General features: G+C 59.3%; 3 protein-coding genes and 1 pseudogene. 2 read left to right on the top strand and 2 right to left on the bottom strand.

All coding sequences use genetic code 11. The features are described from left to right. Together D3H34_RS34810 and D3H34_RS31445 are read left to right on the top strand one after the other, a co-directional pair. Nucleotides 1–169: pseudogene (locus tag D3H34_RS34810) on the top strand (MFS transporter); the annotation flags it as partial. 209 nt (nt 170–378) lie between these two features. Next, entirely contained in the window at nt 379–942 is a 564-nt protein-coding gene (locus D3H34_RS31445; RefSeq protein ID WP_119558732.1) for a fasciclin domain-containing protein, read from the top strand. Nucleotides 943–986: 44 nt separating this feature from the next. Here the strand turns inward: D3H34_RS31445 and D3H34_RS31440 are convergent, their stop codons facing one another. Together D3H34_RS31440 and D3H34_RS31435 are read right to left on the bottom strand one after the other, a co-directional pair. Then, on the bottom strand, nt 987–1,862 hold the full coding sequence (locus D3H34_RS31440) for an alpha/beta hydrolase (RefSeq protein WP_119558731.1): 876 nt from the start codon (nt 1,860–1,862) through the stop codon (nt 987–989). A 47-nt stretch (nt 1,863–1,909) separates the two neighbouring features. Beyond that, on the bottom strand, nt 1,910–2,842 hold a 933-nt coding region (locus tag D3H34_RS31435), incomplete at its 5' end, for a Bug family tripartite tricarboxylate transporter substrate binding protein (RefSeq protein ID WP_147400544.1).

Raw genomic sequence — 2,842 nt, 5'->3', positions numbered from 1 at the left:
CACCCATTCGGCCTTCAACCTGGCCAATGCGCTGGGCGCGTGGCTGGGCGGCATCACCATCTCGATGGGCCTGGGCTGGGAATCCACCGGCTGGGTCGGCATGCTGCTCGCACTGGGTGGCTTGGTGATTTTCGGCCTCGCGTGTGCCGACATGAAGCGCCGGGGCTGAAGGCTGCACCTCTTGCAGCCATGGGGTATGCAGTGAGCGAGTCGATCGGGTGCGCATTTTTTCCAGATGCGTAACCCCCGCGGGATTCCTGCGCGTCATGGACGAGGCGCGCGGCCATCGCAAAATTCTTGAATCCAAAGGCAGGGGCTCCTGCGTATTCATGTCAGCCGAAGCGTTTTGGCTGTTCATTCAACTTCAAGGAGCCTTCCATGACATCGACCCACACCACCCGCAAGATGGCCGCGTTCAGTATCGCCTTCGTGATGTCCGCCACGTCCGTGACCGCCATGGCGGATGTGATGGTCGGCGGCGCTGCCATGCTGCCCACCAAGGACATCATCGACAACGCAGTCAACTCCAAGGACCACACGACCTTGGTTGCGGCCGTCAAGGCCGCCGGACTGGTCGATACGCTCAAGGGCCCGGGCCCGTTCACGGTGTTCGCGCCCACCAACGCCGCCTTCGCGGCGCTGCCGGCCGGCACCGTGGACACCCTGCTCAAGCCCGAGAACAAGGCCACGTTGACCACGGTCCTGACCTACCACGTGGTGGCCGGCAAATGGGATGCCGCAGCCCTCGCGAAGATGATCAAGGACGGCAAGGGCATGGCCAGCATCAAGACCGTCAGCGGCGGCACCCTGATGGCCAAGTCCAATGGCGCCAAGATCATGCTCAGCGATGAAAAGGGCGGCATGGCCACGGTGACGATTGCCGATGTCTACCAGTCCAACGGCGTGATCCATGTGATCGACAAGGTGCTGCTGCCCAAGTGAATCTGACCGGGCAGTCCCTAGATAAACCGGGTTTGTCTACCTGGCTAGGGGCAGTCCGCTCCTACCAAACGAGCAAGTCGTTCATACCAGGGAGCTCGTCCGTCGCGTAGGCTGAGGTGCGTCGCAAAGTGATCCAATCCCGGCTCACAATGCAACTGCATTTCAGCGGGTTGCAGCGCAAGCATAGCTGCCATGCGCTGGTTGGAGCGCCGTACACGGGCAGTATCGTGCTCACCATAGCTGAGCAACACTGGCAAGGTGTTGCCGGCTCCCCAACTCAAGGGACTCATTGGTGCGTCGTCAAGCGGCTCGCGCAGCACCTTGGCGTAAACGGCTTCTTCTAGGCTTCCTGGCGCTGGCTCTGGATGGTGTAAATCCAAAACACCGCTAATGGACAGGCAACCGCGAATGGCGTCATTTGGAATACCGACCTCGGCACGACGCAAGGCTGTAAGCAGGGCCAAATGACCGCCCGCAGAGTGCCCCGCAAGATAAAGGCGAGATGGGTCGGTTCCGAATTGCGCGGCATGCTCGTAAAAATGATAAAGGATCGCCAGGCAATCCTCATATGCCGCAGGAAAACGATGTTGCGGTGCCAGCCTGTAGTTCGGCGTAACCAGGCGCATGCCGAGTTGTGCCACAGGTTCGGCCATGAAAGCACACCATTCCTTGTAGCCATGGGTCCAGCCGCCGCCATGCAGGAAAATCACGGCCGGCTGCTGGTGATGCTTCGGGTCACCAAAAACGTCATAGTTTTGCGCAGGATCTGCACCATAGGCCACATTACGCGCCAGGATCAGAGAGTCTGGGGCCTGCCGGGCCCAGCCCAAGGTGGTATTGGCATAGTCCATTGCCGCCTGCATGGGCAGCGGTGGCTGTGGATCAAGCGCGTCGATATCTATCGAGGTCATTGAGCTCATGAATTTACTGAGTTCTGAGATACAAACGTGTTCACTGACTGCCGATATCAGTCGGCACGAATATTGAATTCCTTGACGAGCTTGCCGTATTTTTCGTAATCGCTCTGGGCCAATGCCTGCATCTGTGCTGGCGTCCCGCCTTTGGCCTGTATCGACATGGTGGTCATGCGTTCGACGACCTCGGGCATCTTCAAAATTTCGTTGCAGTGCTTGCTGATGGTCTCGACCACGTCGGCCGGCATATTCTTGGGGCCGAACAAAGCTTGCCAAGCTCCGACTTGAGCGCTGGGATAGCCCAGTTCGGCAAGGCTCGGTACCTGGGACAGGAAGGGGGAGCGCACGGCATCCGCCACGGCCAACGCTTTAAGGCTGCCGGCTTTCAAGTGCTGTTCCATTGGCCCCAGAGTGGAGTACATGAGAGGGACATGTTTACCAACCAGGTCTGCAATGGCAGGCGCGCTGCCACGATAAGGAATCTGCTGGAATTTGGTACCGGCAGCCTTGTCGAATAGCTCGGCCAATATGTGCATGGGTGTACCCGAGCCGGGGCTCGCATAGGTTTTCACCTTGCCGGCTTTGTTGTCGGCAATCAGTTCCCTGATGCTATTCACGCCAGTGGATTTCTCCACCACGACAAACAAGGACTGACTGGCCAGCTGTGTAATCGGAGTGAGGTCTTGCGCCGGATTGATCTTCGCAGCAGAGGTTTGCAATACGTGCGGCGTGATCGCGATGGTGTTGGGCGCCAGCAGCAGGGTGTGGCCGTCAGGTTGCGAGCGGGCCACAAAGGTGGCGCCTATCACACCCGAACCACCTGTGCGATTTTCCACGATCACCGGCTGACCCAGGCGTGGGGTGAGCTTTTCGGCCAGTATGCGAGCCAACACATCAGTGTCGCCACCGGCGGGAAAGGCCACAACGATGGTGATTGGCTTGGCAGGGAAGCCAGCAGCGTGGCTGAGCCCGCCAAGGGCTAAACC

This window comes from Acidovorax cavernicola, from assembly GCF_003581445.1.
The sequence above is the reverse complement of the archived record's forward strand: the minus strand, read 5'-3'. Positions and strand labels throughout refer to the sequence as shown.